We start from the raw sequence: 7,667 nt of genomic DNA on the forward strand, positions 1-7,667 counted from the left end.
TGCAAAATCAAGTCAAAAGTTTTAAAAATAGCATTGATTTAGTCTATATTGACCCTCCATTTGGCACAAATCATATTTTTAGGCTAGGTAGCACAATGAGTGCGAGTTTGGATTCACAAATCGCCTATAAAGATAAATTTAGCCTAGAATCGTATTTAGAATTTCTCTATTATCGCCTAGTTCTCATTAAGGAGTTGATGAGCGAAAAGGGAAGCCTGTATTTACACATTGATGATAAGGTAGGACATTATGTCAAAATCCTGTGTGATGAGGTTTTTGGCAGAGAGCATTTTATCAATGATATTACGCGTATTAAATGCAATCCCAAAAACTTCAGTATAAAGCCTGACACTTGGTGTAGCTCAAGGGGGAAAAATCTATATAATTTTAGAATCTTCCCATATCAAAATACTTTACCTCTATAATCCCTGCATTAGATTCTAAAGTGTTTTAGAATCTTTGAAAAATGTTGTAGCCAATTACTATCATCTTTGTTTGTAAATTGTAATTGCCAAATTTCTCACTGCCATTTCTAAGCAATGCTACTTTACTCATTTTCACTCATTATAAAAGTCATTTGCCTGTGCTTTAGAATCTAGCCTTGTGAGTTTAAAAATCACTGGGCGGATTCCATCATTGCACGAGTTTATCGCTACACCGGGCTTTTTAATCCAATCTTTAAAGTAAAATACGCTGTCTTTATCGCTATGTGCGAGTGCAAACACATATTGATAAATCGCCTTCCACGCCTCATCGCAGAATCCTTGCGGTTTATCAAAGCCAAGCGAGATAAAACTCTCTCCAACCTTGTGTATAGGACACGCACATTCCACGCCATATTCTTTAGCTAACTCTTCATCAAAATGCGTTTTTATCACTTCAATTTTGACTTTATTCATCACTATTCCTTTTCTAAATCCTAAAATTTACAAAATTATAAATCAAAGCTCACAAAAATATAATACGCAAAATAAAGTAATATACTTACCAAAAGTAGAGTAAAATACGCATTCACATTTAAGCTATCTAGCTACAAATAAAAAAGGTGAAAATATGCAGAAAAATCCAAAAAATACAGAATCTATCCATAATTGTTTGCTTTGTGAGAGTCCATTTGCCTACACTTTAAGTCTTATTAGCGGCAAATATAAGATGACTATTCTATATGCACTTCATCGTTTTGAAGTTGTCCGCTATAACGAGCTAAAACGCTACATTGATGGCGTGTCGTTTAAATCACTTACAAATGCGTTGCGAGAGCTTGAGAGTGATGACTTAATCAAACGCAAAGAATATCCGCAAATCCCGCCTAAAGTTGAATACAGCCTATCATCTCGTGGGAAATCGCTCATACCGGTTTTAGATTCTATGTGTGCGTGGGGACAAACACATAAAAAAGAAAATAGCAATACATAGCATCGCCTTTTTGCAGTCTCTTATCATTTCTATATCACGCAAGATTCTAAAGCATTCTTAGAATCTTAACTTTATAAATTTTGATAGCTTCTACCCCAAGATTCTAGACTTGTCAAAACAGACTGCAGAGTGAATCCAAGTGGGGTTAGGCTGTATTCTACGCGTGGGGGGGGGGGACTTCAGCATAAACCTTGCGTGCGATGAGCTTTGCTTCTTCTAATTCACGCAGATTCTGTGTAAGCACATTTTGAGAAATGCTTTGATTTTTACTTGCACCGATACTTTTTTTCAGCTCACCAAAGCGTTTTGTGCCTTGAAGCAAATCGCGGATAATGAGAAACTTCCATTTATTGCCTATAAGATTGAGTGTCGTTTCAACAGGACACACGGAGAAAAAATCTTTCATACACATTCCTTGAAGTGATAAATAGGAAAAAATTATAGCCTATTTTTTCCTATTTTACACAATACTACTAAATTTATACCTATATTATAAAATTATCTCTACTTGATTTTTGTATATTGCTACTTTATCATTTCAAAGCCCTTTTAGATTCCAAAAACTAAAAGGGTAAATTTATAAAAAGGATACATAATGTTACAAGTAGCAGTTTTAGCGGCAAATGGCAAGGCGGGGAGACTTTTGGTAAAAGAAGCATTACTTCAAGAGGCAAGTGTGTGTGCATTTGTGCGAGAAATGTTTGATATAAAGTGGCTAGAGAATTGTTTGCAAAGTGAATCTGTGCAAAAAGGCGATGTAAAAGGGCTTTTAGATAATCTAGTCGTGGTAAAAAAGGATATTTTCACACTAGATTCTAGCGATTTAAGACATTTTGATGTGATATTTGATGCTTTTGGCGAATGGCAGAATCTTAGCCTATATCAAAAACATATTATGCACTTGGAGCAGATTCTGCAAGGAAGCAAGGGGGCTTTGTTTATCGTGGGTGGGGCAGGAAGCCTTTATGTGGATTCTCATACGCAGCTTATGGATACGCCTAGTTTCCCTGAAGCATACAAACCTCTAGCCCTAGCTCATAGCGAAGTGCTAAAGTATCTTAAAGAATCTAGCAAGTTGCAGTGGTGCTTTGTCAGTCCAGCGGCGGAGTTTGTGCCTGAGAAGCCAAAGGGGGAGAGTGTGCAAATCTCTAATGAGTGCTTCCATACAAATACGCAAGGTCAATCTATCATCGGCTATGCGGATTTTGCCTATAAACTCTGCCAAATTGCCCTAGATTCTAATGCAACCTATGCAAGAAAGCATATAGGGCTATTTGCAGAGTAGCCTTAAGGGCTTTGCGATAGCCTTACGCCCTAAAGGTTTTTAAAGTGTTTTTAGAATCTTAGCGGGATTCCCACCTACAATGACATTTGGCGGGACATCTTTAGTTACCACACTTCCTGCGGCAATGATTGAATTTTCCCCAATGGTAACGCCCGGGCAAATCGTGGCATTTATCCCTATCCACACCCTATCTTTTATCACAATGGGCTTACAAAAAGTCGCCTTGCGATTGTAGGGGTTAAAATCGTGATTGATTGTAGTTAAGCACACTTTAGGCGCGATAAACACATCATCGCCAATTGTAATCCCGCCCCTATCCATAAAAGTGCAAGAGCTATTCATAAAGAAGTTTTTGCCTACCTTGATATTGCGTCCAAAATCCACATAAAAAGGCGGGAATATCCACACGCTAGAATCCACTTCATAGCCTACAATCTCACTAAAAATAGCCCTTGCAGAATCTTTATCTAGCATTTGTGTGTTTAGCTTATGGACTAGCTTTTGTGTGTTTTCTATAACGGCTAAAATCTGTGAGAAATCCTTATCATCAGGGCTTATTAACTCCCCATTTATATCACGCGTGAAAATGTCTCTATCTGTGCTTGGCGTAGCGTTTGTTGTAGCTTTTGCTTTGTTAATGTTTTGCATAGTTGTGTCCTTGTAGGTTTTTGTAGAATCTAGTGGCAATCTTGCAATTAAGATTCTAAGAAATGTCCTTTTGCCCTGCACACATTTGACTAAAATCTAGAATCTTGTCATATTGAGTGCATAGCACGAAATATCTTGTTTAGATTCTATGCTAGATACTTCAGCTTATAGCTTCAGTATGACAACCTAGAATCTACAATGCCAATATAAAATAAAATGAAAGTATAAAGCCTAACACCTAGTGTTTGTCAAGGGGATTTATGAATTTTGTAGGATTATTATAAATTTTCAAGCATTGTTTGAATCTGGGTTTGATGCCGTATAAAGTTTGTTTGTATGCTTTAAGTTTTTGGTTTGTTATGCTCAACTAAAATTTGATAGTTTGTTGCCTTAAAATCAGAATAAAAATAATCTAATGTCGCAATAAGTGTTGCAAAATCAAAGATTGTTTCAAAATCTTTCGTGTTTAGCCCCTCGTTTAATACAAATTTATAGTTGTTAAAATCGTAAGTTTGTGTTAAATCATTCATTATTGTATTTGTTTTTGCCAACAAACAAATGTATTGAAAATCTCTGTCAATATAGCTTGTTTGATTATTTGGGTGTGCGTAAGAAAAGTGTTGATTTGGCGTCAATGCAATGAGATTTTCTACAAAATCTGCAATATTTGGAAATTCATTTGCTGGAAATATATGATGAATCTGCGTGGCATTTACATTTTCACCATTTTGTTTAACTTCTGATAAGCCATTATTGAATTTATCATTATAGCGACGAATGATTTTCTTAGCTTTTTGTATCGTGTATTGTGTATATTTTTGTGCTATAAAATCCATTTGCCCATATTCTTTTCTTGTGATATTTTTATCTTTTCCGCTATGTGCATCACGCCAATTTATGCGGTTGTATTTTAATTCATCTAGGGTTATGATTGTTTTTGATAAATTCCCTTTCATTGTGCCTTTTTTGTGCTTCTTAAAAGCAAGTGGATTTAAAATCTTAGTAAAGATTCTGCCACATTCAACGCTTTGATTTATAGGTGTATGTTCTATTGTAAAGCTAATAAAACTATCCTTTAATTTTTTAAAACTATCTTTAGTTTGTATCTCTAAAAAATGTTGAAATTTATCATAAATTCCACTATCAAGTAGAACTTTTTCTATATATAGTTGCAAGAATAAAAGAGCATTCATATCACGCATTGCGATAAATTCTAATAATTCTATATTGTTTATAACAAAGAAGTTTTTATTTCCTTTTTTGCCTATGTGTTTTAAAACTTGACTATATGCAAATAAGTTTATGGGCTGTGAGAAAAACTTATCATATTCATTTTTTGCTTTAGTAGAATCTGTGCTGGGTTTAGAAAAAATAGCAGTAACATTTTCATTTGCATACTCACTTTGCCAAATATCGTTGATAGAAAATTGTATGGTCTTGTCATAATTTGTATATTCTAAAATGCAGTCTGCGATGATTGATAGCACATCACAAGTGCATTTTTGGTCAATCCACCTAGCATTTCCACTTTGTCTAATATCGTAATCATAAGAATTTAAAAAATTTATAATTTGTTCATTTTTCATTTTTTACCCCTTTTTATACCAAACCAAAAACAACTCGTGCTATCAATATTGAGTGTTCTAGTTTGATAATTGCGTGCGATTTTATAAAATTTTCTAAATTCATCACTTGCAATATAGTCTAATTGCTTTTTTGTAAGGCTGATTGTTTTTTTAGGAATCAAAATTGCCACAGAACCATTTACAACATAGCCCTTTTGTTTTTGTATTAATCTTGGATTATAGGTCATATTTGGAGTAAGATAAACATCATCTCTATCTAAAAATTCAAAAACTTTAAATAAAGATAAATTATCTTTTGATATGTAGCTATCATACCCTTGTATTGATATAATGTTGCCATTATCATTGATATTGCGAGACTTAATAACTTGTATATCATTTTTCATCGTGCTTGTGTTACTGTTAGTTAATTGTCTATCTCTAAAAGATTCAAAAATACCACATTCTAAAGTCTTAAATATATTATCAAAAAAATCATTTCTATAAATAACCCAATATGGTAATTTTTTATCAAAAACATAAGAATGCTTTTGCAATGTGCTTAAACCCATAGGGAAAGATTTGATTTGTATTTCTTTTGATTTGCCTGTTGTTATATTTATTGTTTCTATTAAAACCCCATTAAAACCAAGCTCCCCAAAATCTAGTATAGTTTTAACGCCTTTTTTCTCCAACTCAAGTCGCAGTGTCTCATATTCTTTTGTATTAAGCAGATTTTTTGGCATTATCATCGATACTTTATCGGCTATTTTTAGTGATTTTTCTAAAAATAAGAATGCTAAATTTTTACCTTTTATTTTGCTAAATGGCGGATTGCCAACTATTAAATCTGTATCTCTGCAATTAAAATGCAAAAAATCATCACAAATAAATTCTAGATTAAAATTTTTTGGTGCTTGATTTTCATAAATAATTTTTAAAATTTGCAAACTTTTAGAATCTATATCAATAATTTTTAAATTGACTTGTTTAACATTTTCATATTTTTTAAAAATTATGGGTAAAAAATTTCCACAACCAGCACTAGGCTCAATAATGTCAATAGAATCTTTATCAAAAGTGGGTAGAGTTTTAGTAATCTCATTAAGAATAAATTTATTAGTGAAATAGGCGGAATTTTGAATTCTTTGCATATTTGATATTTCTGCTATATTTGCCAATGTAGCTTGTGAGAAAAAATCCCTATTTTTTTCTATGAAGTTTTTTAGATTATTGAAATCTTGTAAATTATGGTTTGTAATTAAATTTTTTATTTCTTTATCGCTAAGATTATTTAATTTCATAAAATTTTTAATATTATTTGCAATTTGACTAAAAATAATAGTTGGCACTGCTTCGCCTATGCTTTGTCTTATATTCATTTCGCTTCGTTTTGATACTTTGCATTTTTCATCATTGCTTAAAGAGTTAAGATAGTCCAGCTCAAAGGGAAGCCACTTAAAACTATGAGGTATATTCATCATATCCATAAGCTCTCTTATGGAAAATACTCTATCATCTTTTGGGTGGATTGTATTTTGTGAAGCCATTTGGTCGTTTCGTGTATGAATACAGGGAGCTACACTATCCCATTTCTGCCTTGTATATTTATCACCATTTTTATTGACATTTTCTATCATTTTTCCATTTTCTATTTTATGTGGTCTTTTACTTGGCTCTTTATTATCAAATGCACTTTGCCCCTCTTTTATATCCTTTATCCATTCACGCATATTTTGCGGATAGATTCTAAAGCTATGATAAAAGTCTTTTGTATCATATTCTCCCCATTCTAAAGATTTATGATGTGCAATAATTTGTTTCAATGTTTTTTCTTTGCTGTATTTTGGAAATAATTCTAAAGGCGTGATATAGTTTTTAAGCTCCTTGCAAACGCCTATTACTAAGGTTCTTGTCCTGCTTGAATTTGCTCCATAATTTTTAAAATTTAGCACTTCATTATATATTGAATATTCTTTATGCAAATTTCTCTCTATCATATCGCCGATTGCTATAATATCCCCATTTTTATCTGCACAACCTGTTTTATAAAAACTTGCGACATTCTCTAAGATAAAAAATCTAGGCTTGATTTGCCCTATAAGCTCAACACTCTCAACAACTAATGAATTTCGCTCAATTTCATTATGGCTTTTCTTGTGATTTGCCACACTCATACCCTGACAAGGCGGAGTAGCCACTAGCACATCAACTTTATCATTTTCTAATTTTTTATAAAGGTCAATTTGATTAAAGATTTTATTTTTAATTTCTTGTTTTTTTATATCACCTAATATATAGCCACTTTCATATTTGCATTTATGATTTATTTTTTGAATATTTAATCTCTTTTCTAGTATTTCATTTGTAGCAATACATTCAAATCCAGCTTCTTTGAATCCATAGCAGCCAACCCCAGCCGATGAGAAAAGTGATATGTATGTTAAAACACCATTTGGTAACATTTACCTAAAAATTCCTTTTTGTGAGATAACAAAAATCATTGACGATAATATTGCTAAACTCTTTCTTTTTAGCAAAATACTCACTCACAACCCCTGTGCCACTAAACACATCAAAAAAGCTAAGATTTTTCTTATCTCTATAATCAAAGCTTTTTAAAATGCTTGTATCAATAGAATCTAAAAGCTTTGTTTTAGCTCCTGTATAGCGGCGAGATGAGAGAGAGAACATTTTAGCCTTTCTTTGTGAGTATTAAAAGGCAAAATTATACAATATTTGCGTAAGCATTG

The 7,667-nt window shown here is 32.6% G+C and carries 8 protein-coding genes and 1 pseudogene; 3 read left to right on the forward strand and 6 right to left on the reverse strand.

The annotated features are described in order from the left end of the window. The coding region (locus T368_RS13980) for a DNA methyltransferase (RefSeq protein WP_080695804.1) at window positions 1-425 on the forward strand (425 nt) is incomplete at its 5' end. A gap of 132 nt (window positions 426-557) precedes the next feature. Here T368_RS13980 and T368_RS0110330 read toward each other — a convergent pair. Next, window positions 558-899: a TIGR04076 family protein gene (locus T368_RS0110330; protein ID WP_004086125.1), complete on the reverse strand. Its 342-nt coding sequence runs from the start codon at window positions 897-899 to the stop codon at window positions 558-560. A gap of 154 nt (window positions 900-1,053) precedes the next feature. Between T368_RS0110330 and T368_RS0110335 the strand changes: the two genes are divergently transcribed. Further along, complete coding sequence (locus T368_RS0110335) at window positions 1,054-1,416, forward strand: winged helix-turn-helix transcriptional regulator (RefSeq protein WP_004086126.1); 363 nt, start codon at window positions 1,054-1,056, stop codon at window positions 1,414-1,416. A 71-nt stretch (window positions 1,417-1,487) separates the two neighbouring features. On the opposite strand, the pseudogene rrpB reads toward T368_RS0110335, so the two are convergent. Beyond that, a pseudogene (gene rrpB, locus T368_RS13985) lies at window positions 1,488-1,822 on the reverse strand (MarR family transcription factor RrpB). Between the two features lie 189 nt (window positions 1,823-2,011). On the opposite strand from rrpB, the gene T368_RS0110345 reads away from it, so the two are divergent. Beyond that, complete coding sequence (locus tag T368_RS0110345) at window positions 2,012-2,701, forward strand: NAD(P)-dependent oxidoreductase (RefSeq protein ID WP_004086132.1); 690 nt, start codon at window positions 2,012-2,014, stop codon at window positions 2,699-2,701. 39 nt (window positions 2,702-2,740) lie between these two features. Here T368_RS0110345 and T368_RS0110350 read toward each other — a convergent pair whose 3' ends face one another. The 4 genes from T368_RS0110350 to T368_RS13990 form a co-directional block, all read right to left on the reverse strand. Beyond that, window positions 2,741-3,349, reverse strand: coding sequence for a sugar O-acetyltransferase (locus tag T368_RS0110350; protein ID WP_004086134.1), 609 nt, complete (start codon window positions 3,347-3,349; stop codon window positions 2,741-2,743). 341 nt (window positions 3,350-3,690) lie between these two features. Continuing rightward, window positions 3,691-4,935 carry a hypothetical protein gene (locus T368_RS0110355; RefSeq protein WP_004086135.1) on the reverse strand — a complete coding sequence of 415 codons (1,245 nt, stop codon included), beginning with the start codon at window positions 4,933-4,935 and terminating at the stop codon, window positions 3,691-3,693. Continuing rightward, complete coding sequence (locus tag T368_RS0110360) at window positions 4,932-7,379, reverse strand: DNA cytosine methyltransferase (RefSeq protein ID WP_004086137.1); 2,448 nt, start codon at window positions 7,377-7,379, stop codon at window positions 4,932-4,934. The genes T368_RS0110355 and T368_RS0110360 overlap by 4 nt, the downstream gene beginning before the upstream one ends. Window positions 7,380-7,383: 4 nt before the next feature. Next, a complete protein-coding gene (locus tag T368_RS13990) occupies window positions 7,384-7,608 on the reverse strand; it encodes a DNA adenine methylase (protein ID WP_004086139.1) in 225 nt (74 codons plus the stop codon). Window positions 7,609-7,667 lie beyond the last annotated feature (59 nt).

The organism is Helicobacter bilis ATCC 51630 (assembly GCF_000686565.1).
GTDB classification, from domain to species: Bacteria; Campylobacterota; Campylobacteria; order Campylobacterales; family Helicobacteraceae; genus Helicobacter_A; species Helicobacter_A bilis.